The following is a 25,254-nucleotide window of genomic DNA, read 5'->3' on the forward strand; positions in this document are numbered from 1 at the left end:
ATTACCTATATGTGTATCGCTCAATTTCTTAACACTCATTTTCAATTGTCGCTTTTTCTAAATCGTCTCAGCTTTCGGGTAGAATTATAATATTGTTATTAATTATCCTCACGCCCAAAATACTGGAAATTACCCTTTCCACCTCTTCCTTTTGGGCAAGGTTTTTGACGTTTCCAGACAGGGTGACGCAAGCATTTATCACAGAGAAGTTTATACTGGACTCAGGGAGATTTGGACTTAATTTTAGTAACTCCAATATTTCCGAAGTAAGTGTTTCATCTGTTTTCATCACATCGAATTCATATTCTACCTTGATTTTCTCTATTACTGGATGCACTCCACTTACGCTATTTACCACTTGCTCTATAATGCTTTTTTTAACGTAACTGTCAACTGTTCCTGATAATGTAATGACGCCTTCTTCTACCGTAACTTTTATGCGTACTTCCTCAAGAAATGGCTCAAACCTAATGGCTTCCCTCACTTTATTTTTAAGTGTTTGATTCTGATTCATTTGCCTTCAAATTGGTATCCCACAAACCTTCAAATTTTAGCTCTAAATGCTCCGACAGGCGGAGCGGATTTCCCGGCTGCTTAAAAAGTGTTGGTCTTACAAATGTCTAATTATTGTGTGTGTAATTAGATGATAGAAATCATGCTGAGATAGAATGCTCATCAAAACGAAAATAGTACTACAGTGGGCCGGACAGGTTACTGTGACACCATCAAAAACTACTTTATGCACTCATGTGTGAAAGAATTAAAAAATCTTGCGAACAACCTATTGCCAGGCTTTTTTTGGTGTGATGATGAACATTCATAATTAAAGTGATGGCCGTCATTCCAATAAGACCGATCAATATGGAATTTTGTTAAAAGAGCAAAACATCTTTTTGCTCTCAAAAAAAAAGCGATTAATCATGAAATTACATATTAAGAATATGGTCAGCAAATCTTGCAAGATGATTGTAAAAAACGAGCTTGACACTATTGGATTGGGGTACAAAAGTATAGTGCTTGGGGAAGTTGAGATGCAGGAAATACCGACCAAGGAAGAGTATAGAAGATTAAAAGCAGCACTATCTAAATTCGATATGGAGTTGATGGTAAACAAAAAAGCAATGCTGATTGAGCGGATCAAGAACACGATAATTGATATGGTGCACTATGCCGACGAGTTGCCCAGGGTTAAGTACTCTAATTACATAAGCGAAAAAATAAATCATGATTATACTTATTTGGCCAATGTATTCTCGAATGAAACGGGAATGACCATTGAACACTACATCATTAACCATAAAATAGAGCGAGTAAAAGAGCTAATTCGTTACGATGAACTGAATCTGACCGAAATTTCCTACTTATTAAACTATAGCAGTGTCGCACATCTCTCAAGGCAGTTTAAACAAGTAACCGGATTGACGGCCTCATTTTTTAGGAATGCACCTCTAGAAAACCGCATTGCGCTCGAAAATGTATGAGGATATTGAAGGCGATTATTAGTTATGGACAAAAGCGCTCATTAAAGGAGAGAAATTATAATTTATCCCATATCAATTAAAATTATGGATCAGTTACACGTTCATTTAATCATTAACCATCTTCCAATTATTGGAACGCTATTGGCAATACTCGTACTGGTTTACGCCATTTTAGTTAAGAGTGTTCAAACAGAAATTGCTGCTTATGGTCTATTTATCTTATGTGCGTTAGGTGCGGTCGTTGCCTATTTAACCGGCGAAGGCGCTGAAGATGGTGTTGAAAAAATTCAAGGCATTACAAAACATGTGATAGAAAGACATGAAGATTTCTCAGTATATGCACTTACAGCACTGATTATATTGGGGGTGCTTTCCATAGTTGGGGTTATTGCCGCTGTGATAAAATTTAAGTTCTCAAAAACCCTATCTTCTTTCATATTAATTATCTCAATTATTGCTTTTGGTCTTGCCGCTTGGACGGGTTATCTGGGTGGTCAAATAAGACATACGGAACTTAATTCGCCGATTATCGCCACAGAAATCCACGGTCAAGAAAAGCACGATAGTGTGGCTGTATCACAAACAAAAGTCAAATTAAACAAGGGCAAAAAATGGCAAAGTGATTCAAGCACCAACAAGGGAATAAATGATTTGATTGCATTGATCAATTCTTCCCCGAGCGAAAGTGCTTCCAGTTTAAAAGAAAAGTTAATGGGAAGGGTAAACCAAATGATCAAAGAATGTACAATGCCCCCAAAAACAGATGCGCAGCTGCACAATTATTTAATTCCGCTTATAGACAAAATTAAAGGGCTTGAAAACGAACCTTCTGCCTATTATAATATGCGGCAAGATATACTTTCTTACTTAAAGACTTACGGAGACTATTTCGAATAAAATCCTCGAAAACATAATTTCTTTAAGATGGATATGATTTTAGATAAGAGCACTTTTTTATAGAAATAAAATTGGTAATCAATAGTTTGCCGCTGTGGGTTGAAAGTTAAATAGATATTTAAAAAGCATGTTGTTACAGAACATAAGGCATGGGTAAAACCGTATTAATGGGGGCAGAGTTCAGTGCAGCTTGTTATTTCCTTTAGAAATTCTACTTAAAGAGCTTCAGCCCATATTACTTGCCCATCTGTAACTTGGTTTTCGTGCGGTATATTGTTGATGAACATCTTTGTCTTTAGTGACAGCCGTCATAAGGTGTTTATGGACTTTAACCGACCTTTAAAAAAATATAATATAATCAGCAGATGGATATATTCGCATTCTTCCAGGCAGAACAGCACATTCGGGATACCGATAACTTGCTTGAATCCGATTATCTAAATCAACTTCACAATATAGAGGAGAAATTCAAGATATGGCAAAACATGAAGTTTTTGGAGCGGGCTAAAATCTTTAAAAAGGTTGAAGGGCTCAGTAGATATCATAATGATATGCTCTCAGAATGGGTTGTAGGAGAAATGGAAATTTTACTAAACAAAAGTGATGTCGCTTAGTTAGTTACCCCAAGAAACACGCGCAAAACATACGGCTATTGCCTTACGCAAATTGTTAAACCTCTGCATATTAAGATTAGACAAGTTATAAGTCACTTTATTAGCAATGCAGAGAAATATACTCACTTCGGCATTGAGACAGGAATATTTTTTAACACGAACAGTTTAATACAATTTTAATTTAAATCATAAAAAATGAAAAAAGCTAACATCGGAATTTCCGACAAAAACAGACAAGAAATTGCAGAACAATTATCGATAATACTTGCAGACGAATTTCTGCTTTATTCAAAAACGCTCAATGCACATTGGAATATCGAAGGTCCTGATTTTCATGCGGTGCACTTGTATTTAGAAACCCTATACAATGAACAACAGGGTATAGTTGACACTGTTGCCGAAAAGATAAGGGCAGTAGGCCATTATGTACCAGCTCAACTTAGTAAGTATCTTCAACTTACACATCTGTCTGAAAAGACGCTTGATAAGAACGATAGCCAAACCCTGTTTGCAGAGTTATTAGAAGACCACGAGAGTATTATTGTTTTTTTGAGGGAAAACATAAAGCCAGTTGCAGATAAAATGAAAGCAGAAGGCATAAGCGATTACATTACAGGTTTGATGGAATATCATGAGAAGACTGCATGGATGTTAAGGGCTCATTTAAGTTAGAGAATGCAGGTGTCTCCAAAATTATATTACCAGGAGACAATTAGCCATTTAGATTTTTAAGCGTAAACAAAATTTCTCCTTTGCTGAGGCCCCGTATTTGGACGTAGAAATGTCTCTCTATACTGTTTGTATGGGATTAGACAGTTGAGCATAGGCGTATTTTTTAATGCTTTTTACTTTTGCTTTTAATTAGGCAGTGGAGCGAAAATTATAAAAAATAAATGATATGAAAACCATTAGTTGTTTATTCTTAGATATTGGAGGCGTTCTACTTTCTAATGGATGGGGGCACGATTTTCGACAGCGCGCTGCCGAACGATTTCATTTGGACATTGCGGAAATGGAAAAACGACACAAATTATTTTTTGTGGTGTACGAAGAAGGAGAGATATCCCTTGATAAATATTTGGACTGGGTTGTTTTTTATGTTGGGCGGGATTTTACCCCTTCTGAATTTAGAGACTATATGTACTCTTTAACCACGCCAAATTTGGAAATGATCGCGTTTTTTAAAAGTTTAAAACTGCAGTACGGTTTAAAAATAGTTGCGGTGAGTAATGAAGCCAGAGAGTTGAATGACTATCGAATACATGAGTTTAAGTTGAATAATTTAATAGACTTTTTTGTTTCATCTTGTTATGTGCACATAAGAAAACCTGATGTAAGAATTTTTCAGTTGGCAATTGATATGACGGTTGTACCAAAAGATGAAATCGTATATATTGATGATGTGCAACTGTTTGTCGATGTAGCAGCAGACTTGGGAATAAAAAGCATTTGTCATAAGGATTACCTGTCAACCAGCATCGCTTTGGCCGACTTAGGACTGATTGTTACATAAAGCCTTTAAATTAAATAGAGAAACATGTTAGAAAAAGAATTTAATTCTAAAATCGACAGCCACATTTTATCCCTCAGGCAAAATGCGTTAAGATTTACAAAAGATTTAGACAAAGCAAATGATCTAGTACAAGACACTTTTCTCAAAGCCATTCGTTTTTACAAGCAATTCAAGCCAGATACCAATCTTAGAGCGTGGTTGTTCGTAATTATGAAGAATACCTTTATAAACGATTGTAGAAGGAAAGCCAAAAAACAAAAATTGGTAGAACAAGCTGATAAAATCACTTCCGAAAATCTCTTATTTAGTGCAGTGCAGAACAAATGTACTGGATCTATGATTATAAATGACATTCAAAAAGTATTGAATAGCATACCCGAAGCGCACCGTATCATCTTTATGCGCTACGTAGAAGGTTATAAATATATAGAAATTGCTCAGCAGCAGAACATTCCATTAGGTACAGTCAAGACACGTATTCATGAGGCAAGGGTAGTATTGAGGAAGCAGTTGAAAATCTATTCTGTTTTATAAAATGGCTCAATTTTTAAAGACTAAAAATGTACCCTTCTCCGGATTCGACATCAAGGGATTAACTGATGCGCAGGTTCTTCAAGCAAGAAAGCATCATGGAGACAATAGGTTAGCCTATAAAAAGGAAAACGGGTTTCTAACTGCCGTAAAAAGTTTGGCGAAAGAGCCAATGGTCATTTTATTATTGGCCACATCTTCTATTTATTTTATCAGTGAAAAAACAGGCGATGGTATTTTCATGACCTCAGCTATCGTATTGGTTGCCGCTATTTCCCTATATCAGGATTCCAGAAGCCGGAATGCGCTCCAAAAGTTAAAAGATCTTACCCAACCCGTTTGTAAAGTCATTAGGAATGGGGAAATAAGGCAGGTTAAAACCGAGGAATTGGTAGTGGGTGATAGCCTGATAATCGAAGAGGGAACTGCTGTTGCTGCAGATGGTATAATTATTCATTCTAATGATTTTTCGGTAGATGAGTCTATTCTTACTGGGGAATCTTTGTCCGTTTTTAAAGATGCATCAAAAGATGATAATTTAGTTTCTAGAGGAACAACGGTAGCCACTGGTTTGGCCATAATTACAATAACGGCTATTGGTAATGAAACAAAACTTGGTAAAATAGGTAAAAGCTTAGAAGCGATTAAGGAAGAAAAGACCCCGTTAGAAATTCAAATCAACAGCTTTGTTAAAAAAATGGTGGTTGCGGGGGTGGTGGTCTTCCTCATTGTGTGGACGATTAACTATTTCCAATCCCTGAGTTTTTCTAATAGCTTAATAAAAGCGCTGACCCTCGCAATGAGTATTCTGCCCGAGGAGATTCCAGTTGCCTTTACCACCTTTATGGCATTAGGCGCTTGGCGATTAATGAAAATGGGGATTATTGTGAAGCAGATGAAAACTGTGGAGACTTTGGGCAGTGCAACCGTAATTTGTACCGATAAAACCGGAACGCTGACTGAAAATAAAATGAGCTTAGCTAAGATTTTTACTTTGTCTTCGGGTAAAATCTCCAATCCAGAAAACATAGCAGATGACGAGGAAAAAGAGCTCATTTCTTTTGCCATGTGGGCTAGCGAACCAATTCCTTTTGACCCTATGGAAATATCACTTCATGCGATGTATAAAAATACCTGCACATCAGATAGAAGAAGCCAATTTAAAATGGTTCACGAATATCCGTTAGATGGAAAGCCTCCAATGATGACGCATATTTTTGAAGATAAGTCTGGCAATCGAATTATCGCTGCAAAAGGTGCTCCAGAGGCAATGATGAATGTGTCTGATTTAACCAAAGTTAAAAGGCAACAAATTGAAGATGCGCTTAATACGCTTACCGCTGAGGGATATCGGGTGCTTGGTGTTGGAGAAGCAAATTTTGAGGGCAGTAATTATCCTACAACGCAACAAGAGTTTAAATTTACTTTTAAAGGCGTTGTGGCATTTTACGATCCACCAAAGAATAATATAGCCAAAGTACTGTCAGATTTTTATGCGGCAGGCATAGCCATTAAGATTATTACTGGAGACAACTCAACAACCACAACGGCAATTGCCAAGCAAATTGGGTTTAAAGGTTTTGAGAAAAGTATTTCTGGCGATGAATTGATGGGTTTATCAGACGTAGCAATTCAGAAAAAAGTAGAGGATGTAAATGTTTTCACGAGGATGTTTCCAGAAGCCAAACTGAAAATAGTTAATGCGCTAAAAAAGAATAAAGAAATTGTAGCGATGGTTGGCGACGGTGTAAACGACGGACCAGCGCTAAAAGCGGCGCATATTGGTATAGCCATGGGAAGTAAAGGAACAGAAATTGCTAAACAGGCTGCTTCTCTGATTTTAAAGGAAGACGATTTATCTAAAATGGTGGATGCCGTTGCAATGGGAAGAAGAATTTATGCCAATCTTAAAAAAGCCATTCAATACATTATCTCTATACACATCCCGATTATCTTAACGGTGTTTCTTCCATTGGCTTTAGGGTGGATTTATCCCAATATATTTTCGCCGGTGCATATTATTTTTTTAGAATTGGTAATGGGTCCAACTTGTTCCATAATTTATGAGAATGAGCCGATGGAAAAAAATAGTATGTCTCAGAAACCCCATGCGTTTACCAATTCGTTTTTCAATTTAAAAGAACTTGCCACCAGCATTACGCAAGGCTTAGTAATTACAGCCGGAACTTTATTTGTTTATCAGTACGGTGTGCATCAAGGTTTCAGCGAGGCGACTGTCAGAACTATGGTTTTTACGGTGCTTATTACCGCGAATATATTTCTTACCCTAGTCAACCGCTCATTTTATTATTCTATTCTCACTACGGTAATGTATAAAAACAATCTGGTTTTACTCATTATATCTATTACTGCCTTTATTACTGGCTTATTGCTTTTTGTTAAGCCGTTCGCTACATTTTTCCAATTTGAGAGGCCAAATTTTAGTCAGCTAATAATTTGTGTAGTAATTGGATTTTTATCCGTTATTTGGTATGAATTGATAAAATGGAGAAAGCGATCAAAGGTATATTCGGATAAATAAAAGAGCATTGAGGGGGTATTTCGCAGCGTCATAAAATTAAAAAATAACCATAGTATAACAATATACATCATGAAAAATAGTATAAACACCGAACAAGAAGAAATGCTCCAAAATCCTATATCTCGGGCCAGTTTTATGAAGACCTCTGCGTTGGTAGCAGGCAGCAGCCTTCTATTCGGACTTTCTTCCTGTCAGTCTTCCCCAAAACCAACAGTAGAGAAAGCATCTGTTAAAGTAAGCCCCGTTGCTGATGCGGCAATAACCGCAAAACCCAAGAGGGTAGCGGCAAATCCTGCGCTACTGCCTCCGCCCATAAAACAAAAAATTACTCAAACGCATAAAATAACGTTGGAGTGTACCGAAGTAATTGGGGAAGTAAAAGCGGGCCAAAAATTTCGGTATTTAACTTTTAACGGACAAGTGCCTGCGCCTATGATTAGGGTGAGACAGGGCGACACGATAGACTTAACGATTACCAATCCGACTACCAGCATCCATCCGCATAACGTAGATTTCCATGCGGTTTACGGAACAGGTGGTGGTGCCGAAGCCACGATGGTTGCGCCAGGCCAAACGAAGCACATTCGTTTTAAAACAATGTATCCAGGTGCTTTTATTTACCATTGTGCCGCACCCGGATTAGATTTTCACATAAGTAGCGGCATGTTTGGATTGCTATTGGTGGAGCCGCCAGAAGGCCTTCCAGAAGTTGACCATGAATTCTATTTTGGCCAAAATGAAATTTACACAAAAGATGAAGTGGATGCCAACGGATTTCTGAACTTTGATTATGAAGCAATGAAGAACGAAAATCCCAATTTTGTAGTGCTAAATGGAGAAAGCTACGCGATTACAGATGCGGTTTATGGCGCTGTAAAAGTGAAAAAAGGCGAAACGGCACGAATATTTTTTGTTAACGGTGGCCCTAATTTAATTAGCAGTTTCCACCCAATTGGAAATATTTGGACCAAAGCTTGGCGCGAAGGAGCATTAGCGAACAATCCAGAAAAATATATCCAAACGATTGGAGTAAGCCCTGGAAGCTGTGCCGTACTAGAAATGGAATTTCCAGTAGCAGAAACCATTAAACTTGCAGATCATTCACTTAGCAGGGTAGTTAGCAAAGGGCTAATGGCCGTGATTGAAGTGGAAGGAACTGCGGACACCGAAATATTCGATGCGAATCCTAAATTTAATTAGGTGATTTTGACTGGTTAAGTTAATTACTGCTGCTGAAGCACACGGGTTTCATTTGGACTGCTCTTTAAACTAATCTTTTTATTTTTAACTTCAGGCATCTCAAAATGGTCTAGCTTACAGCAGCTTCAACTATCATCTTGCCTATGTTGGCTCCTTTAAATAATGAAATAAATGCCGTTGGCAGCTGATCGAAACCATGAACTGTCGTCTGCTCAAATTTTAGTTTCCCTTCTGTCAACCATTTAGATAATTGCTTGATTCCTTCGGGAAATTGATCTTTAAAATTACTGACGATAAAGCCCTGCATTAAAACACTACGCGTTAGCAACATGGGTTGTAAGCGTGGCCCAACAGGTGCGTCTGTACTATTGTATAATGATATTTGGCCACATAATGGAATACGTGCATGAAAGTTGATGTTGCTAATAGCTGCATCAGATATTTCTCCCCCTACGTTATCAAAATAAATATCTACGCCTTTAGGACACGCTTTTGCAACCGCAGCTTTGATATCTGTTGCCGTTTTATAATTAATGGCATCATCAAACCCATATTTCTCTTTTAATAATTTAACTTTTTCGTCAGACCCAGCTATCCCGACTACGTGGCAACCATATATTTTGGCAATTTGGCCAACTACAAGGCCAACAGCTCCTGCAGCACCAGAAACAACTAATGTTTCACCAGCTTTTGGTTTTCCTATTGCCATCAAACCAAAATAGGCAGTTAGTCCAGTCATGCCAAGCACGTCGAGATGATAGCTAATCGGCGCATTAGATTCATCGATTTTTGATAATCCTTTGGCAGGAACAATTGTTTGAACTTGCCAAGGTAAATTACCAGAAACAATGTCGCCAGCTTCAAAATCAGTTGATTTGCTCATCATTACTTTACCAATAACTGTCCCAGTAATGGATTGGTTTATTTGAAAAGGTGGAACGTAAGATTCTGCATCATTCATCCTACCGCGCATGTACGGATCTACCGAATAATACATTCCCCGCAGCAGTACTTCGCCATCCTGCAAACCTGGCAATACCTTATTTTCGAGTCGAAAATTATCAAGAGTCGGTGTGCCTGTTGGTCGTGATGCAAGAACAATTTGTTGTGTGTCCATAATTAATTTTTAAATTCGCTAATGTTCGAAAATAGAAAGCCGTTGCTTTGGTAATCCATCAAATGTTGCATAAATAAGCTGTGACTTAGAGCATAAAACTCTTGAACAGATTAATTATTGTGTACCTCAAAACGCCCGGTAATGTTTATAATATCTATGCGATAAACAATAACATTACTTCTTTCTTCCTCGGCAATTCCATGAGAAGGTTCTTGTGTTGGTTTATAAGTAAGCGGCGTAATTTTATGAATGATGCCCTGCATTGCTTGTTGTCTTTCTTCTCCTTCAAGTTCGTTAAAAACACCTTGAATAATAACGCTTCTCCAAGTAAAGGTGTCAACAATGTCATCCACTATAAAACAGACGTTTGGATTTTCGCGCATCATGTCAATCTTCTTCCCATGCCCCGAATGGGCATAAATAGCGTCGTTTCTAAACACAAAATTTATAGGAACAACGTAAGTTCTTCCGTCGACACTACATCCGAGCCTTCCGTATATGCGTCGCTCCAAAAAATCGATCATCTCTCTTTTACTTAATTCTCCAAGCATAATTGTTTCTGTTAATGATTTAATAATCCCGTTAGCAGTCAGCGCCACCACTCAGCGTAATGATGGTAAAAATTATTAGCATCAACAACAGAGGTTTTAAATCCTCAATTAATCATCGGGCAAAAAATACTTTAGTGATTTTATGCTCTAGCCAACATTATTACCCATCGCTCTAAAGTAAAGATCCGTAAATCAAATGAATAAAGTGTTACACATCTTTTTAAAGAACTTACATCATTCACACCTTATAGGGCAACGCATCTTTTAAAAGCTTCCATCGTCTTCATATTTTACTTAGGGTTAGATAGCTTAATTTCCCAGCTAACCTTCGACAACTTCTTCATTTTTTTTGTGAGGCTCAAACGGTAATTTTCTTAAATTATTGACATTTCACAAGGCTTTCTTGAAAAAACGGCTGATTTTTTTATCCCTAACCGAAACACAATCAAAACATTTCGGTTATCTTTAACAAATCATTAAATGTTTACCATGACCACAGGAAAAAAAGTAGTTACCATTATTGTAGTGGTAGCCATTGTAGTTTTAGCAGCGCTGGCTTATTACAGTTATTTCTTTGTTTTTGGCGAAGGCGTAAAAGCTGGGGAATTAAACTATGTGGTTAAAAAAGGTTATGTTTTTAAGACATACGAAGGTAAACTCATTCAAAGTGGACTCCAGTCTAAGGCAGTGGGGAACATACAAAACAACGAGTTTGAATTCTCTATAAGTGATAAGGCCGTGGCGGATAGCATGATGCAACATAGCGGTAAATTTTACGAATTGCATTACAAAGAGTACAACCATAGTTTGCCCTGGCGCGGTTTCAGCGTATTTGTGGTAGATAGCATTATTTCGGTGAGGGATTTACCGGTTGCGGTTGCCAGGTAACGAGACTTGGGTTTAGGGTTTAGGCAAAACGCTTGCAAAAGCTTATTGGTTTTCAGAAAATAAAAAAATCCGGCGACAATTAATTGTCTGCCGGATTCAGTTTAAATACTTGTTTGGTTGGTATTTATCTTGTTGGCCAATTAAGCCATTTCCTTGTTATGCTAGGTTAAAATCTCTCTGGCAATCACAATCTTTTGAATTTCTGAAGTGCCCTCTCCTATTGTACACAATTTGCTATCGCGATAAAATTTCTCCACCGGAAAATCTTTCGTATAACCATAGCCGCCAAAAATCTGCACTGCATCTGTAGCTACCCTTACACATACTTCTGAGGCGAAATATTTTGCCATGGCAGATTCCTTAGTCATTGGTTTGTGCCTGTTTTTCAAATCTGCAGCTTGTCTAATCAACAATTCTGCGGCTTCAATTTCTGTCGCCATATCTGCAAGCTTAAAACTAATTCCCTGAAAACTGGCAATTGGTTTACCAAATTGCTGGCGTTCTTTTGAGTAATCTACCGCAGCATCGAAAGCGCCTTTTGCAATACCGAGCGCCAAGGCCGCAATAGAAATTCTACCACCATCCAACACCTTCATGGCCTGCTTAAAACCGTCGCCCACGTTGCCCAATAAATTGGCTTTTGAAACGCGGCAGTTGTCGAAAATCATTTCGGTAGTTTCTGACGCACGCATGCCTAGCTTATTCTCCTTTTTCCCAGCGCTAAAGCCTGGCGTTCCACGTTCTACCACGATGGCAGATATTCCGCCCGACTTCCCTTTTTCGCCAGTTCTAACCATTACCACCGCAAGATCTCCGCTTTTACCATATGTTATCCAATTCTTGGCGCCGTTTATCACATAATCGTCTCCATCTTCTACAGCGGTCGTCATCATTCTTAACGCGTCGGATCCTGTGTTGGCTTCGGTAAGCCCCCAAGCGCCAAGCCATTCTGCAGTTGCCAGTTTGGGCAACCATTTTTCCTTTTGCTCTTCGTTACCAAAAGCCAAAATATGACCAGTGCACAACGAGTTGTGGGCTGCCAAAGACAAACCAATAGAACCGCAGACTCTAGAGACCCCTACAATAACATCGACATATTCTTGATAGCCTAAACCAGAACCTCCATATTCTTGAGGCACAAGTACGCCCATTAATCCCAAGCTACCTAATTGTTTAAACAACTCTTTAGGAAAAATTTGCGCCTCATCCCACTCCATAATATGTGGACGAATGTTTTTCTCAGCAAAATCTTTAACCATCTTCCTTATATCTCTTTGCGTATCGCTTTCTGAGAAATTATAACTTTCACTCATTAATAGATTTATTTTAAGATTTATACTTGATTTAACACAAAATTAAGCATTTAAAAAGCTAAATATTCACTCAAAGACAAGCGCGGTTGATAGAACGAAACGGTATTGGGTTCAATTAAGATGTTGCGTTAATCGTTAAGACCATAACCATACTTCAATTTTGTTTAGTATTTTTTTGAAAAAATATTCAAATGCTTCCCATCAAATGGTCTATCCTCAACTTTATAGAATAAACAACATAAAAACTCCCTTTATAATTGCGATCGCCAACTCTGTGGGATTGGCCCAACAACTGTTTGGAGGGGAAATACAAAGGGAAATCAGAAGTCAGAAATCAGTTATTTGTCGTCCAAAAACTAAATTTATCTCGCAATATCCACTGTGCTTTGCCATCTCGCTAGTCCCGGCCTAGCAACTGTTTGGAGGAAAAAACGCCTAAAGCTGCTTGCAGAGAACTGCCAGGTTACTGTTGCGAAGATGATTCGCAGCCATGCGTGGGAAAAAAGCAAAGGGAAAGCCTCGAATCATCGATATTAAACAGCTTGGCGAATTTTTACCCAAAGAGATGCCAGCCTTGACTTTTTGCTACTTTTTTGTCAAGCAAAAAGTAGGGCTTCCGTCCGGACAGGACAGCGCTGGACGAAGCAGAGCCCAATTTTGGCAAGGTTGAAGCGCGCACAAAAAATGAGGTAGGGTGCAATTATCTTCAAAATTATCAGCTTACAAAAAAATTAAATGATAGCTTTTCTAAATTTTTTAGTCAGAAGTCTCAGAAATAAAATCGTAACATTTAAACAGGCTCTTAGGTTCTTTTCAAAAACTTATGTAGGGAAGCATTCTATCAATAACCTGTTGATTTAGGATCGCCACTTTCTTCAAATCGTCTGCCATATTAAAATTGCCATGTTGCTTTCTGTATTGAATAATGGCATTTATCTGCTTATAGCTTAAATAAGGAAAACGTTTCAGCGCTTCAAAATCTGCAACGTTTATATTTATTGTTTTAACTGTAGAAGCATCCACCGAAACCTGCGCCTTAATTTCCTCAAATTTTGCAGAATCTAAACCATACACCTCTAACAATTGCTCTTTTTTAATAAAACCGCCTAATCTAGTTCTATATCTCACAATCCTCCGCGCAAAAGCAGGGCCAATTCCTCTAATTTGTTGCAGTTGCGAAGAGTCGGCACTATTTATTTCGACCACAATTGTTGATTTTTTCGTGAAGGTACTCGTGGTTACAACGCTCGCAGTCGGGTGTGTCGAAACGGCGGTTCTCGGTTCTATCTTAATAAAGGGAAAGAATCTGTTATACATTTCTGGCGAAATGGTGTACATTTTCTTAAGATCTTCTGGTTTGTAGAATTTCCCTCCTTTGTTTGTATAGTTTACAATAGCTTGTGCCTGTTTTTGCGATAAGCCAAGATTCTGCCAACCAACTACATCGATGGTATTTGGATCGAAATAAAATAATTTACTTTCTTTTCTTTCTTTAAAGGATGCCTTCGTTCCATTTTTTTTATAGTCGTAGCGTTGCCTGTCTGCTATCTCTATCTTTTGAATTTTAGACATCACATCTACATCATCGACAGCATCTTTGCTAAAAACATCGTACAAAAACGGCAAAGATTTAAGGATTACGATAAGAAAAATGAGCACCAATAAACCATTAAATTCTGCCTTGTTAAAACCAAAATTTTTGTTCAGCCAAGTTTTCATAAAGCGATTTGACATCTGAATTATAAATATAAACCATATTTTTGATTTTGCAAGGTAAACGTTACCGCTGTTGACCAATATTTTATATGGATACCAAAAAGATCATTACTACCGAAGAATTTGCCAAGGCCACAAAGATAGATAAGTTGAGGGTGCCTGGTTTGGCTGATTTGATGATGGAGTTGATGAAACTTAACGACATTAACGAGGTTTTCTCTAAAAACGCCAATTTTTCAGGCCTAGAGTTTGTAGATAAAATATTAGAAACGATAGGCGTTTCTATTGATTTTGATGAAGATGATTTAAAGAACATTCCAAAAACAGGCGCATTTATTGCCATAGCAAACCATCCGTATGGTGGTGTAGAAGGTTTGGCGTTGGTAAAGCTTTTATGCATGGCAAGGCCTGATGCCAAAGTGATGGTAAATTTTATCTTAAAGAAAATCCCCAATTTAGACGAATTTTTTGTTGCCGTAAACCCCTTCGAAAATGTTCAGCATTCCTCGAGCATTAGTGGATTAAAAACCACTTTAGAAATGCTTAAGGGCGGCACTCCTATCGGAATTTTCCCTGCGGGCGAAGTTTCTACCTTTAAAATAGATGCCCAGCAAGTTACAGATAGAATGTGGCAACCTATTGTGGGTAAAATTATTGCAAAGGCAAAAGTGCCTGTTGTACCCATTTATTTTCACGGCAACAACGGCGTATTTTTCAACATTTTGAGTTTTATACACCCAACGCTCCGTACCGCCAAACTACCATCAGAATTTTTAAATAAACAGGGCAGAACCATTAAGGTTAGGGTTGGAAAAACAATTGGTGTTACCGAAATAGCCAACATGAACACTGGAAACAAGTTGATGGATTTTCTGCGTGCTAGAACCTATGCTTTGGGAGTGGGATTAGACAAAGAGAAGAAAATATTCAATCCACTCAACCTTTTCAAAATCAACAAACATCCCGACGAGATTATTGAGGAAACGCCGAGGGAATCTATCAAAACAGAAGTTTCCACCTTAGGTGCTTTTAAGGTTTGGGAAGAGAAAAATTACGAAGTGTACATTGTTCCTACGTTAAAAATACCACATATATTAAGAGAAATTGGCCGGTTGAGAGAAATTACCTTTAGAGGCGTTGGCGAGGGAACGAATAAAAAAATAGACTTAGACAACTATGATATTTATTACAGCCATTTATTTATTTGGGATAAGGATTTAGAAAATATTGTTGGGGCTTACAGAATTGGCAAGGGCGATGAGATTTTAGACAGTATGGGCAGAAAGGGTTTCTACCTTTCTGAGTTGTTTAAAATGAAAGACCAATTTTTGCCAATTTTAAGGCAAGGGATAGAATTGGGTCGATCTTGGATCAGGCAAGAATACCAAGGCAAACCACTGCCCCTTTTCTTGCTGTGGAAAGGCATTCTGAAATATTTAATGGACAATAATCAGTATCGCTACATGTTTGGGCCGGTAAGTATAAGCAACACTTTTTCTAAATTTAGCAAGGCACTTATTGTGGATTATATCATCAAAAATCATTTTGATTACGAAAAAGCCAAATACGTTCGTCCGAAGAACCAATTTAAGGCCGATTTATTGCCAATTTCTACAGATACGCTGGTAGACAGCAGTGGCTCTTTTAAAGATCTAGATAGTTTAATTACCGAGATAGAAAACACCCATTTAAAGGTGCCCGTATTGCTAAGACAATACATGAATCTAAATGCCAAAATAATCTCGTTCAACATAGATCCGAAATTTGCAAATTGTTTAGATGGGTTTTTATTGGTAGACACACACGACATACCGCCAGAAATTATCGAAAAAATAGGAAAGAATCTTTAGTCATCCCTGTTTCAGCAACTGTAGTAGAAAGACTATTTCAAGGTAAGCTTCAAAAAATCGTGGCTATCTTCGTGATGGAGAAATAAATCGTAAGTGTAGTTTAGATTTACAAACTTGGTTTCCAACTTTTTAGCAAACACCTTTATGTCGATCTCTTTACCAAGGATAATGGTCAACGCTTCTGCATTGCCACGCACCTCAACAATTTCGTTTGGAAACAACTCTTTAAGTTCATTTGGAAACTCCATAAAAGATTAACTAAAAATTGGGAATTAAGTTTTAAAGATTTTTTTGGGCGTTTTAAGGTTTCCACCTTAACAATATTGATCAACCCGCATATTTATCTGGCGATGCCTCTTCTGCATAGATGGTCTCTTCAAGTTTCTACTTGTCGCAGTTGTATTTTCTATGACAAAAACAATGAGGGCAACTGAAATGATGCTCACAATTGCAGTCAAAATATAATTTATGTTCATGTCTTCAGTTTGCCATCTTACAGCTAGTTAATCTAGGCTTAAATCCTATCTCCACTATGCTTTAAAACTTTTGCTTCGATATAAAAAATACATTCTTCTGCAATATTTTTTGATTGATCTCCTACCCTTTCCAGCTTCCTTATTATAGATAGTATAATTAAAGCTTCATTAATGTTTTTGATGTCTTCTTGAATATATTTGGAAATATTGTCGTCTGCTTTTTTGTTTATCGTATCTAGAATAACATCTTTAGAAAAGATAGTCCTCGCTAAAGTCGTATTTTCGAACTCAAAAGCAGTCTGAGCATCAGTTAATATATTTATGGAATTATTATACATTTGAACGAGCTGACTTGATTCTAAAAAATCTTTGTTGAATTTTACTTTTGAGTCTGCAATATACATGGCAATACCATCTGCAATGTCGCCAATACGCTCCAGATTGGTGTTTATTTTAAGCACAGCCAATAAAAAACGTAAATCTATAGCAACCGGGCAATAAAGGGCAAAGATGTTTTCGCAATCTCTATCTATTTTCAACTCAAGAGCGTTAACCCTTTTTTCATGCGCCATTACTTCACGTGCCAGGTCTTTATCAAACGTAAGCATGGCTTCTTTCGCTTTAGTTAATTGCGAAAGGACCAATTGCCACATATTGATTACTTCTGATTTTAAATCCTGAATTTCTCTTTCAAATTGAGTCATATTTTTTTTAAATTTTTTTAAGTCTATTAGCTAAACCTTCCGGTGATATAATTTTGGGTACGTATGTCTTTCGGATTGGTAAACATATTTTTGGTTATATCATATTCTATTAATTCTCCAAGATAAAAGAATGCAGTTTTATCACTTACCCTCGCCGCCTGTTGCATATTGTGGGTTACCACCACTAGCGTATAGTTTTTCTTTAGCTCTTGCATTAGTTCTTCTATGCTCGATGTAGAAATAGGATCCAGTGCAGAAGTCGGTTCATCCATCAACAACACATCTGGTTCCATCGCTATCGCCCTTGCAATACATAAGCGCTGTTGTTGCCCTCCTGATAAAAATGTTCCTTTTTTATGAAGAGATTCCTTTACCTCTTTCCACAGAGAAGCTTTTTGCAAAGATTGTTCAACAATAACATCTCTGTCAGGCTTTGATATTTTCATACCATTAAGTTTATATCCGGCTATTACGTTATCGTAAATACTCAAATTAGGGAAGGGATTAGGGCGCTGAAAGACCATTCCTATTTTATGCCTAACCAAAATTGGGTGCATGCTGTAAATATCTTCGTTGTTAAGCAGCATAGCGCCTTTAGTTGAAGTACCTTCAATTAATTCGTGCATACGATTAATGCACCGAAGAAAGGTCGTTTTTCCGCAGCCAGAAGGCCCCATCACGGCAATTACATTGTTTTTAGGTATTTCGATATTTACTTTTTTTACAACAAGATTTTCGCCAAAGTAAGCATCAAAATCAATCGTTTTTAGAATTGTACTCTCCATTTCCTTGTTATAATCTTAGTAATAATATTTAATAATAATACCCATAAAAGCAAGATAAGCGCCGCTCCCCACGCCAGGTTATGCCAATCGTCATAAGCGCTTGTTGCATAGTTAAAAATCAACAGGGGTAAACTTTCCATTGGTTTTAAAATATTGGTAGAAAAGTATGGATTGCCAAATGCGGTAAATAATAACGGTGCTGTTTCTCCTGCTATTCGTGCAACGGCCAATATAACACCAGACATGATACCACTAATGCCGCAAGGCAAAATAATTCTTAAAATTACTTTATGATAAGGCAATCCTAATGCAAGTCCGGCCTCTTTTAAAGTATCAGGCAAAAGTTTTAAAGTTTCTTCAGTGGACCGAACAATAATAGGCAACATCATTATTGCAAGCGCTATGCTGCCAGAAAGGGCCGAAAATGTATGTAAAGGTTTAACGACCCAAAAATACACCACAATCCCCATCACGATGGAAGGAGTTCCTTGCAATACATCTACCGAAAGTCTGGTCCAGTTTGCCAATCTTGTATTTCTGTTTTCACTTAAATAAATACCCCCCAAAATACCAATAGGAATGGCAATAAGCGACGCATAAAAAACAATTAGCAAACTTCCGACTAACGCATTGGCAATGCCCCCACCAGTTTCACCCACTGGTTTGGGCATGTTAATAAGGAAATGCCAGTTTATTTTGCTAAACCCCTCTCTTAGAATATATATAAGAATTAAAACCAAAGGAACTGTACAAAGCACAGAAAGGGCAATAATCAATCCTTTAAAAAACCTGCTTTTACCGAGCCGATATTGAATGTTCTGATTCATTTCTAACTAGTTGTAAATTTTTTAATAATTCCTTTTCCTACCAAATTTATAATTACAGTAACCAGAAATAATACCAGTCCGATCTCAATTAACGAAGATAAATAAAGGCTACTTGCCGCTTCTGTAAATTCATTGGCTATTATACTGGCCATTGTATTTCCAGGAGCAAAGATGCTATCCGGTATCACACTGGTATTGCCAATAACCATTGTTACGGCCATAGTTTCGCCGAGCGCTCTTCCAAGAGATAATAAAACTCCTGCAAACAATCCAGATTTTGAATATGGTAAAATCACATCTCTAATTACCTCATATCTTGTTGCTCCTAATGAATAGGCTGCTTCTTTTAATGATGACGGAACCATTTGAACCATTTGGCGCCCTAAAGATGCAGCATAAGGAATAATCATTATGGTTAAAATTAATGAGGAAGAAAATATCCCGATACCATAAGGAGTTACGCCAATTTTTAATTCCAAACTTCTTACTATTGGCACCAGCACAAACAAGCCCCAAAAACCATAAATAACGGATGGAACTGCTGCAATTAACTCGATAGCATTTTTTAAAAAATCAGAAAACCAACCTGTTGGATAGTATTCTCCTAAAAAAATGGCCGTTGCAAATGAAAAAGGAATAGAAATGATTAATGCCAGAAACGACGTTAATAAAGTTCCAAGCAAAAAGGGATAGGTACCATAAATATTATGGACTGGATCCCATGTTTTACCATACAAAAAACCAAAGCCCAACGCCTTTATAGAGGGTAGCGATTGAACGACCAAAGTAAGCAAAAAGGCAACCGCAATAACAAGAATACTTAACGAAATGAGAACAAGCGATGCCCTGAAAACCTTTTCTGCGCGAATTTGCTTTACAGATCGTTTTATTTTTTTTGCTTTCCAAACATTCATGGTGTTAGGTATAGATGAAATTTCCCGCAGCAATTTATTGCCGTGAGAAATCTCTAATTTTGTTGTTGATAATTTCAATTATATCGGACTAAAAATTGCTATAATATTGCCTTGCCATTGTAGGTAGCAGACTTAAGAATATTTTCGGCAATGGTTACTGCGGCGGGCGATAATGGCGCATAATGCAAACCTTCGCAATATTTTTGCCCTTCATGAATTTCCCACGATAATAATTTTAAAAGATCCTGCGCTTTTTCGGCCGAACGCTTGTTGTAGGCTTGTTCCTTGTAAATCAAAGCCCAAGTAAACCCACTAATCGGGTAACCGTTAGGCGCATCTGTATTGCCCAAAAATATTTTTGAATCTGCAGGAAGTTTTACATTACTCGCTGCACTGGTAGAAGCTATATTTGGCACGATATAATTGCCTAATTTATTTTGCACTTTTGCATAACTTAGCTTATTCTGGCTCGCGTAAGCTAATTCTACATAACCAATACCGCCAGGAGTTTGCTTTATAAGCCCTGCTACACCAGCATTGCCCTTACCACCAAGACCTGTTGGCCAATTAACAGAAGTTCCTTTACCAACTTTGCTGCTCCATTCTGCATTTACTTTAGATAGATAATCTGTAAAAATATTAGAAGTTCCGCTGCCATCTGAACGATGAGCTACCAAAATTGGAGTCGCAGGAATTTTTACTCCGGGATTAATTGAAGTAATCTTCGAATCGTTCCATTTGGTAATTTTTCCGAGAAAGATATTCGCAATTACGTCTGGTGTAAGTTTAAGCGTGTCTTTCACTTCGGGCAAATTATAGCTCATCACCACCGCGCCAGAGCACATAGGGATATGTAACACGGGCATGCCCATGTTTTGTGCTTGTTCTTCGGTCAACGGCGCATCAGAATCTCCGAAGTCAACTGTTTTATTTGTTAATTGAAGAATACCTCCGCCAGAACCAATTGACTGATAATTTATTTTTAATCCGGTAAGGGTGTTGTATTCTGAAAATTGTTTTGAAAACAATGGATATACAAATGTGCTTCCGGCGCCTAAGAGCGTTTTATCAGAACTGCCCGAGGTGTTAGTAGAATCTGACGAAGAATCGCTATTGGAAGTGCCGCTGCCACAGCCCGTGCTAACGCTCCCTAAAACTGCTAAAACAGAAATAGAGTAAAGGATGCTTCTGATTTTTAATTTTAACTTCATAACTATTTTTTTTAGATTAATTTAAGTTTAAGATTGATGTAGTTTTTTCATAAAACCTTATGATTTACTTTCCAAACACGAAATAACATGTGAGGCGGTAAACAAGATCTATACCAGTGTATTTTGGGTTAAAGCCTTGGTTTTTATACGTATCAGCCCAGATGTTAGGCATAAAGTGTACATTCTTTATCGGCGTATAATCTAGACCAGCAGTAATAAATTGTTCTTTTGTTGATGGATCGGAATAACCCGATGTAGGTTGAACGTATTTGTTATAAAAGCTGTTGTTAATTTTATTATCTGGATTGAATGCATCGTATCTTGCAAAGAAATTTAACTTATCTTTCAAAATAATTCCGTGGGCAAAAATAGAGATTCCCTTGGCCTGCACCGTGAGAAAATCAGTTTTGCCTGTTGCGATTTCTGTTGCCTGATCCCCGTTTTTAAGCGTGTTAGTAAATGCTTCTACCCCAAACGTAAATTTTGGAACTGTATATGCCACGAAGCCCTTAATCATGTTTCTGGATTGATTCATGCCAGCAATCGGGTTAGAACCATTATAATCCAAATAAAAATTGACGTATAGTTTTTTATCTAAGAATTTCGCCCAAATATCGCCAGAAAGCCATTTTCGGTTATCGACTTCGGGTCTCGCTCCGGTGCCGTTACCCACCATCACATCATAGCCAAAATTCTTTGTTTTAGAATCAAACGTACCCTGTAAGGAAGCTCCCAAATCATAAGAAGGTGTTCCTAGCCTATCAATTATTGTTTTTTCTATCGAGCGATAGCCCCAAATTGGTTCTGAAGACATAGAAAAGCCAGGTGTGCCGACTTGGCCAATAACCAGATCAGTACCTTTCCAAAGATCTTTAACGCGAAGATTTGCGAGCTTTATATAAAAAGCAAGCTTATTGTCAAGTAGTGCATCTCCAGGTGCCGCTTCAAGCAATACCTCTGCAGCGAATTTTTTAGAAATATTGTAATTATAACCCAGATAAAGCCTTCTAATTTGAAAGGCGTTTCTGTCTTTAGGCACACCCGTATACTGATTGCCGCCACCCCGATTAAGCGAATCGGCATTGCCTTTATCATAATAATCTCCAAACATGTACCCCCATAATTTACCCGAATTGGGGCTACCAGCTTTAAAAGCTGAATCTGAATTTACTGTAAATTGGGCTTTGAGAGAAGTGCTGGAAAATAAAGCTAAACTAAAAAATAATGCAAAGAATAAAGGTTTTTTGTTTAGCATAGTTTGCTATTTTATTAGTGTGCAAACTAAGACATTACATATTACCAAATTGTTAATCACACATTAAGTTATTGTTATCAAATCAAAAACCATTATTTTAATAGAGCCAGTCAATGTGAGACTTTATGAATATTTCTTATAACTTATTGCTGCGCAACGATTTTACAGCTCCAAAATGGGTAAATATTCTTTCTTAATTTTTTTCTTGCTAAAAGTAAATCATCAGTCCTTATGTTTATCTGGTGACACCTCTTCTTCATAGATGGTTTCTTCAAGTTTCTTCTCTTCCTTATTGTTCTTTCTGATGGTAAAAATAATGATTGCAAGAGCAACCAGCCCTACAACAGCAATTATAACATAATTTATAGTCATTACTTAAGATTTAAAAAAGCTCATTTAAAATTTTTGGCGGTTAAATTCTTACCAGATAACCATTTGTAATTGAAATTGTTGCCACCGCTTAAATATAAAAAAGCCGAACATCCGTGCGGCTTCTTGTTTATCAACTAACCTAACCTCAAATATCAGCTGAAAGCCAAATATTTAACAATTCAAAAGTACTAATGGCATGTTAACTGCATGTAAATTAAAGATTATCAAAATACTTACTACCAGAAACCTAGATACGAGCCCAAGAGCCGCTTTAAATTTTACAATTTTTTTAACTTCTTTGTCAAAAACTCCCTCTACTTTACCCAGTGCTGTCCTATCCGGACGGGAGTCCTAATTTTTCTTGATAAAAATTAGCAAAACCGAGCATTTCTGCGAGCTCATGAACGCAAATAAAACAATAGGTGCTAATGAATAAACTCAAGGCTAGCTCCTCTTTGGGTAAAAATTCGCCAAGTTGTTTAGTATCGATGATTCGAGGCCTTACCGTTGTTTTTTCCCTGCCCGCGGCTGCGAATCCACTTCGCACGAGCAACCCCGATACTTCTCTGCAAGCAGCTTTAGGCGTTTTTTCTTCCAAACAGTCGCTAGGCCAATTCCACCAAGTGGCTATAGCGATTTCATTTTATCGAACTTTAAATAGCCGGATCTGAACGCTACTAAACTATTTTCATTTTAGTGTTAATTTTTTGTACATTTAATGTTAACAAAATGTTAACCAATTGAAAAATATAGCCATATACACCATTAGGGCAATCTTTTTTTTAACGATTGCATTTTGCTTCAACGCAAAAGCACAGATTTATAGCGTCGATTTTTATGATGGGGCTTTTAATTTTCAGGCGGATACTACGTTTAACATTCAATTTAACGATTCGCTCAGCAATCAATCTATCAAGCAATTTTACAATCGGCTCGCATCAAGCAATTACCAGCCTGTGTTGGCTCAGTTATCTGCATGCCAGAAAAAATACAAGCTAAATGATTGGCTTTATTATCAGCTCATTAGAAAAACAGTAGAGCAAATTAGTCCTAAAAAAGAGAATTATGCTCGCTATACGCTGTATAAATGGTTTTTGATGTGCAAATCTGGCTATGATGCAAGAATTGCGATAGGTAACAGGCAAATTATTTTTTACATTAGAAATGAAGAAGATATTTCTGACATTCCTTTCTTTCAAATCGAGCATAGAAAGTATACCTGCTTAAACTATCACGATTACGGAAAACTATTTCAGAAAGAAAACACTTATGTTCCGGTAAATATAACCGTTGCTGAAGCAAAACGAGCTTTCAGTTATAAAATAACAGAGATGCCCGAATTTAAACCCGAAGATTATGTGGTTAAGCAGTTAACCTTTGCTTATAAGAACAAAGCTTACCATTTTGAGATTAAGGTAAATAATGAAGTAGAAAATATATTTGCCAATTACCCTGGAGTAGACTTCGAAAGCTATTTTAACATTCCCTTGAGTAGAGAAACTTATCAATCGCTTATTCCAACCTTAAAACAAAATTTAAAGGGGATGAATAACAAAAAAGGGGTTGATTATTTGATGCGTTTTACCCGATACACCTTTCTTTACGAAAACGATGAAGACAATTTCGGGAAGGAAAAGCGACTGTCGCCAGAGCAAACTTTATCTTCAAAGTATAGCGATTGCGATGATAGAGTAGCGCTATTCTTCTACTTGGTAAAAGAAATCTACCATCTACCGATGATTGCAATGCTTTACCCTACACACATTACCATGGCTGTGCAATTTAAAAAACCCATCGGCAATGCCATTTACTATAATGGGAAGGCATATAGCGTTTGCGAGCCTACGCCTCAAAAAGAAAACCTTAAAATCGGAACACTTTCCGCCTCGCTCAAAAATCAAAAATATCAAATAGTTTACGCATACCAACCGTAAAAATTAACTTTTTGATTATCAATGCAAATAATGCTAAATTTAAGGTTGTTAACATAACGATAATATTGGCAAATTCTTTTAATAGTTATCTTTGAGGTTGGTCAAATTTATTTAAAATGAAGAAACAGACATCGAAATCAAAAAAAGCTGTAGAAGCTAAAAAACTGAAGAAAGAATTAGCATTGAAGTTGCAAACGGTATTTTCTGAAACCGTATCGGGCTACGGAAAAGCAAAAAAAGCGACAGCTATTATAGAGAATTTTGCAAAAAAATTAGCTAAAAAAGTAGCGTTAAAACGAGTTAAGCTAACAGAATCACTTGTTGAAGATTTAAAGAGCGAAACAACCGAAACAAAAAAGCTGAGCAAAGCGAAAGCTAATCCAGCAAAAAAATAGTTTTTTTGATAGAAAAGCCGAAGCATTAAATGCTTCGGCTTTTCTATTAACTCTTTATTTTAAATTGTCTTCTCTATGAGGAAAGGTTGAAATTTGCAAACAACATACTTAAAATCATTGGTGTAAAACACAAAAAAAAGCCGAACATCCGTTCGACTTTTACTAACT

At 37.2% G+C, this 25,254-nt stretch carries 25 protein-coding genes; 12 read left to right on the plus strand and 13 right to left on the minus strand.

Annotation, left to right across the window (positions count from 1 at the left end; genetic code table 11):
- Positions 1–67: 67 nt before the first annotated feature.
- Positions 68–514: a BON domain-containing protein gene (locus ABIB40_RS09450; protein WP_354358354.1), complete on the minus strand. Its 447-nt coding sequence runs from the start codon at positions 512–514 to the stop codon at positions 68–70.
- A gap of 406 nt (positions 515–920) precedes the next feature.
- Here ABIB40_RS09450 and ABIB40_RS09455 point away from each other — a divergent pair, with 406 nt between their 5' ends.
- The 8 genes from ABIB40_RS09455 (at position 921) to nirK (ending at position 8,778) form a co-directional block, all read left to right on the plus strand.
- A complete protein-coding gene (locus ABIB40_RS09455; protein ID WP_354358356.1) occupies positions 921–1,481 on the plus strand; it encodes a helix-turn-helix domain-containing protein in 561 nt (186 codons plus the stop codon).
- Positions 1,482–1,565: 84 nt separating this feature from the next.
- Positions 1,566–2,378, plus strand: coding sequence for a DUF2231 domain-containing protein (locus tag ABIB40_RS09460; protein ID WP_354358358.1), 813 nt, complete (start codon positions 1,566–1,568; stop codon positions 2,376–2,378).
- Between the two features lie 365 nt (positions 2,379–2,743).
- Positions 2,744–2,992: a hypothetical protein gene (locus ABIB40_RS09465; RefSeq protein ID WP_354358360.1), complete on the plus strand. Its 249-nt coding sequence runs from the start codon at positions 2,744–2,746 to the stop codon at positions 2,990–2,992.
- A gap of 195 nt (positions 2,993–3,187) precedes the next feature.
- Positions 3,188–3,664 (plus strand): Dps family protein, encoded by a 477-nt coding sequence (locus ABIB40_RS09470; protein ID WP_354358362.1) that lies wholly within the window; start codon positions 3,188–3,190, stop codon positions 3,662–3,664.
- Between the two features lie 226 nt (positions 3,665–3,890).
- The gene (locus tag ABIB40_RS09475) at positions 3,891–4,505 is read left to right on the plus strand and encodes an HAD family hydrolase (protein ID WP_354358364.1); all 615 of its coding nucleotides are present in this window, start codon (positions 3,891–3,893) and stop codon (positions 4,503–4,505) included.
- Positions 4,506–4,529: 24 nt separating this feature from the next.
- Positions 4,530–5,039: an RNA polymerase sigma factor gene (locus ABIB40_RS09480; protein ID WP_354358366.1), complete on the plus strand. Its 510-nt coding sequence runs from the start codon at positions 4,530–4,532 to the stop codon at positions 5,037–5,039.
- Position 5,040: 1 nt separating this feature from the next.
- A complete protein-coding gene (locus ABIB40_RS09485) occupies positions 5,041–7,578 on the plus strand; it encodes a cation-translocating P-type ATPase (protein WP_354358368.1) in 2,538 nt (845 codons plus the stop codon).
- 69 nt (positions 7,579–7,647) lie between these two features.
- Entirely contained in the window at positions 7,648–8,778 is a 1,131-nt protein-coding gene (nirK, locus tag ABIB40_RS09490; RefSeq protein ID WP_354358370.1) for a copper-containing nitrite reductase, read from the plus strand.
- 109 nt (positions 8,779–8,887) lie between these two features.
- On the opposite strand, the gene ABIB40_RS09495 is transcribed toward nirK, so the two are convergent.
- Complete coding sequence (locus ABIB40_RS09495; RefSeq protein WP_354358372.1) at positions 8,888–9,895, minus strand: NADP-dependent oxidoreductase; 1,008 nt, start codon at positions 9,893–9,895, stop codon at positions 8,888–8,890.
- A gap of 110 nt (positions 9,896–10,005) precedes the next feature.
- On the minus strand, positions 10,006–10,446 hold the full coding sequence (locus ABIB40_RS09500; RefSeq protein ID WP_354358374.1) for a pyridoxamine 5'-phosphate oxidase family protein: 441 nt from the start codon (positions 10,444–10,446) through the stop codon (positions 10,006–10,008).
- 489 nt (positions 10,447–10,935) lie between these two features.
- Between ABIB40_RS09500 and ABIB40_RS09505 the strand changes: the two genes are divergently transcribed.
- A complete protein-coding gene (locus tag ABIB40_RS09505; RefSeq protein WP_354358376.1) occupies positions 10,936–11,334 on the plus strand; it encodes a hypothetical protein in 399 nt (132 codons plus the stop codon).
- A 161-nt stretch (positions 11,335–11,495) separates the two neighbouring features.
- Here ABIB40_RS09505 and ABIB40_RS09510 read toward each other — a convergent pair whose 3' ends face one another.
- Both ABIB40_RS09510 and ABIB40_RS09515 read right to left on the minus strand, forming a co-directional pair.
- A complete protein-coding gene (locus ABIB40_RS09510; protein WP_354358378.1) occupies positions 11,496–12,647 on the minus strand; it encodes an acyl-CoA dehydrogenase family protein in 1,152 nt (383 codons plus the stop codon).
- An 813-nt stretch (positions 12,648–13,460) separates the two neighbouring features.
- Positions 13,461–14,366 (minus strand): ComEA family DNA-binding protein, encoded by a 906-nt coding sequence (locus ABIB40_RS09515; RefSeq protein ID WP_354358380.1) that lies wholly within the window; start codon positions 14,364–14,366, stop codon positions 13,461–13,463.
- A gap of 86 nt (positions 14,367–14,452) precedes the next feature.
- Between ABIB40_RS09515 and ABIB40_RS09520 the strand changes: the two genes are divergently transcribed.
- Positions 14,453–16,213, plus strand: coding sequence for a bifunctional lysophospholipid acyltransferase family protein/GNAT family N-acetyltransferase (locus ABIB40_RS09520; RefSeq protein WP_354358382.1), 1,761 nt, complete (start codon positions 14,453–14,455; stop codon positions 16,211–16,213).
- Positions 16,214–16,245: 32 nt separating this feature from the next.
- On the opposite strand, the gene ABIB40_RS09525 is transcribed toward ABIB40_RS09520, so the two are convergent.
- From ABIB40_RS09525 to ABIB40_RS09560, 8 genes are all read right to left on the minus strand, one after another.
- Positions 16,246–16,461, minus strand: coding sequence for a hypothetical protein (locus ABIB40_RS09525; protein WP_354358384.1), 216 nt, complete (start codon positions 16,459–16,461; stop codon positions 16,246–16,248).
- Positions 16,462–16,727: 266 nt separating this feature from the next.
- On the minus strand, positions 16,728–17,393 hold the full coding sequence (gene phoU, locus ABIB40_RS09530; protein ID WP_354358386.1) for a phosphate signaling complex protein PhoU: 666 nt from the start codon (positions 17,391–17,393) through the stop codon (positions 16,728–16,730).
- 26 nt (positions 17,394–17,419) lie between these two features.
- Entirely contained in the window at positions 17,420–18,178 is a 759-nt protein-coding gene (pstB, locus tag ABIB40_RS09535) for a phosphate ABC transporter ATP-binding protein PstB (RefSeq protein WP_354358388.1), read from the minus strand.
- The gene (gene pstA / locus ABIB40_RS09540) at positions 18,160–19,005 is read right to left on the minus strand and encodes a phosphate ABC transporter permease PstA (RefSeq protein WP_354358390.1); all 846 of its coding nucleotides are present in this window, start codon (positions 19,003–19,005) and stop codon (positions 18,160–18,162) included. The genes pstB and pstA overlap by 19 nt, the downstream gene beginning before the upstream one ends.
- Positions 19,006–19,007: 2 nt before the next feature.
- The gene (pstC, locus tag ABIB40_RS09545; protein ID WP_354358392.1) at positions 19,008–19,997 is read right to left on the minus strand and encodes a phosphate ABC transporter permease subunit PstC; all 990 of its coding nucleotides are present in this window, start codon (positions 19,995–19,997) and stop codon (positions 19,008–19,010) included.
- 20 nt (positions 19,998–20,017) lie between these two features.
- A complete protein-coding gene (gene pstS / locus ABIB40_RS09550; RefSeq protein WP_354358394.1) occupies positions 20,018–21,130 on the minus strand; it encodes a phosphate ABC transporter substrate-binding protein PstS in 1,113 nt (370 codons plus the stop codon).
- A 64-nt stretch (positions 21,131–21,194) separates the two neighbouring features.
- Entirely contained in the window at positions 21,195–22,385 is a 1,191-nt protein-coding gene (locus tag ABIB40_RS09555) for a hypothetical protein (RefSeq protein ID WP_354358396.1), read from the minus strand.
- Between the two features lie 222 nt (positions 22,386–22,607).
- The gene (locus ABIB40_RS09560; RefSeq protein ID WP_354358398.1) at positions 22,608–22,757 is read right to left on the minus strand and encodes a hypothetical protein; all 150 of its coding nucleotides are present in this window, start codon (positions 22,755–22,757) and stop codon (positions 22,608–22,610) included.
- Between the two features lie 740 nt (positions 22,758–23,497).
- Between ABIB40_RS09560 and ABIB40_RS09565 the strand changes: the two genes are divergently transcribed.
- Both ABIB40_RS09565 and ABIB40_RS09570 read left to right on the plus strand, forming a co-directional pair.
- Positions 23,498–24,691: a hypothetical protein gene (locus tag ABIB40_RS09565; RefSeq protein ID WP_354358400.1), complete on the plus strand. Its 1,194-nt coding sequence runs from the start codon at positions 23,498–23,500 to the stop codon at positions 24,689–24,691.
- 116 nt (positions 24,692–24,807) lie between these two features.
- A complete protein-coding gene (locus tag ABIB40_RS09570; protein WP_354358401.1) occupies positions 24,808–25,086 on the plus strand; it encodes a hypothetical protein in 279 nt (92 codons plus the stop codon).
- Positions 25,087–25,254: the final 168 nt, after the last annotated feature.

The sequence above is a fragment of the Pedobacter sp. UYP30 genome, from assembly GCF_040547165.1.
Classification (GTDB): Bacteria; Bacteroidota; Bacteroidia; order Sphingobacteriales; family Sphingobacteriaceae; genus Pedobacter.

What these genes read in the sequence shown, in the direction of transcription:
- ABIB40_RS09465 (WP_354358360.1), top strand. Translation starts at nt 2,744, where the DNA reads ATGGATATATTCGCATTCTTCCAGGCAGAACAGCACATTCGGGATACC.
- ABIB40_RS09510 (WP_354358378.1), bottom strand. Translation starts at nt 12,647, where the DNA reads ATGAGTGAAAGTTATAATTTCTCAGAAAGCGATACGCAAAGAGATATA.
- ABIB40_RS09495 (WP_354358372.1), bottom strand. Translation starts at nt 9,895, where the DNA reads ATGGACACACAACAAATTGTTCTTGCATCACGACCAACAGGCACACCG.
- pstS (WP_354358394.1), bottom strand. Translation starts at nt 21,130, where the DNA reads ATGAAGTTAAAATTAAAAATCAGAAGCATCCTTTACTCTATTTCTGTT.
- ABIB40_RS09480 (WP_354358366.1), top strand. Translation starts at nt 4,530, where the DNA reads ATGTTAGAAAAAGAATTTAATTCTAAAATCGACAGCCACATTTTATCC.
- phoU (WP_354358386.1), bottom strand. Translation starts at nt 17,393, where the DNA reads ATGACTCAATTTGAAAGAGAAATTCAGGATTTAAAATCAGAAGTAATC.
- ABIB40_RS09450 (WP_354358354.1), bottom strand. Translation starts at nt 514, where the DNA reads ATGAATCAGAATCAAACACTTAAAAATAAAGTGAGGGAAGCCATTAGG.
- pstB (WP_354358388.1), bottom strand. Translation starts at nt 18,178, where the DNA reads ATGGAGAGTACAATTCTAAAAACGATTGATTTTGATGCTTACTTTGGC.
- ABIB40_RS09500 (WP_354358374.1), bottom strand. Translation starts at nt 10,446, where the DNA reads ATGCTTGGAGAATTAAGTAAAAGAGAGATGATCGATTTTTTGGAGCGA.
- ABIB40_RS09570 (WP_354358401.1), top strand. Translation starts at nt 24,808, where the DNA reads ATGAAGAAACAGACATCGAAATCAAAAAAAGCTGTAGAAGCTAAAAAA.
- ABIB40_RS09460 (WP_354358358.1), top strand. Translation starts at nt 1,566, where the DNA reads ATGGATCAGTTACACGTTCATTTAATCATTAACCATCTTCCAATTATT.
- ABIB40_RS09455 (WP_354358356.1), top strand. Translation starts at nt 921, where the DNA reads ATGAAATTACATATTAAGAATATGGTCAGCAAATCTTGCAAGATGATT.
- pstA (WP_354358390.1), bottom strand. Translation starts at nt 19,005, where the DNA reads ATGAATCAGAACATTCAATATCGGCTCGGTAAAAGCAGGTTTTTTAAA.
- ABIB40_RS09525 (WP_354358384.1), bottom strand. Translation starts at nt 16,461, where the DNA reads ATGGAGTTTCCAAATGAACTTAAAGAGTTGTTTCCAAACGAAATTGTT.
- ABIB40_RS09475 (WP_354358364.1), top strand. Translation starts at nt 3,891, where the DNA reads ATGAAAACCATTAGTTGTTTATTCTTAGATATTGGAGGCGTTCTACTT.
- ABIB40_RS09505 (WP_354358376.1), top strand. Translation starts at nt 10,936, where the DNA reads ATGACCACAGGAAAAAAAGTAGTTACCATTATTGTAGTGGTAGCCATT.
- ABIB40_RS09520 (WP_354358382.1), top strand. Translation starts at nt 14,453, where the DNA reads ATGGATACCAAAAAGATCATTACTACCGAAGAATTTGCCAAGGCCACA.
- ABIB40_RS09485 (WP_354358368.1), top strand. Translation starts at nt 5,041, where the DNA reads ATGGCTCAATTTTTAAAGACTAAAAATGTACCCTTCTCCGGATTCGAC.
- ABIB40_RS09470 (WP_354358362.1), top strand. Translation starts at nt 3,188, where the DNA reads ATGAAAAAAGCTAACATCGGAATTTCCGACAAAAACAGACAAGAAATT.
- ABIB40_RS09515 (WP_354358380.1), bottom strand. Translation starts at nt 14,366, where the DNA reads ATGAAAACTTGGCTGAACAAAAATTTTGGTTTTAACAAGGCAGAATTT.
- nirK (WP_354358370.1), top strand. Translation starts at nt 7,648, where the DNA reads ATGAAAAATAGTATAAACACCGAACAAGAAGAAATGCTCCAAAATCCT.
- ABIB40_RS09560 (WP_354358398.1), bottom strand. Translation starts at nt 22,757, where the DNA reads ATGACTATAAATTATGTTATAATTGCTGTTGTAGGGCTGGTTGCTCTT.
- ABIB40_RS09555 (WP_354358396.1), bottom strand. Translation starts at nt 22,385, where the DNA reads ATGCTAAACAAAAAACCTTTATTCTTTGCATTATTTTTTAGTTTAGCT.